We start from the raw sequence: 228 nt of genomic DNA, 5'->3' as shown, positions 1-228 counted from the left end.
GTCGGGACAAGGATTTGATCCATCAGAAGTTGGGATTAACTGAGGAAAAGAAAATCCGTTTCGAGTTCCTTTTTGTGGTGTTATCGTAGTTAAAGGGCTTACTGCAGGGCTCCATACATTTGGAGTATTAATGACTCCCCAATCATAAGATATAAAATTTGAGGTATTAGGAATCGTATTTCCAAATATTACTTCCTTATACCCATATCCTTCAGTATCATTAAGTAG

At 36.8% G+C, this 228-nt stretch carries 1 protein-coding gene; it reads right to left on the bottom strand.

The annotated features are described in order from the left end of the window. A partial coding sequence (locus SCA31_RS25935) for a hypothetical protein (protein WP_410699808.1) occupies window positions 1–228 on the bottom strand: 228 nt, incomplete at both ends.

The organism is Chryseobacterium sp. SIMBA_028, assembly GCF_046535285.1.
Lineage (GTDB): Bacteria > Bacteroidota > Bacteroidia > Flavobacteriales > Weeksellaceae > Chryseobacterium.
Note: the sequence above shows the minus strand (reverse complement) of the source record. Positions and strands in the feature narration are given on the sequence as shown.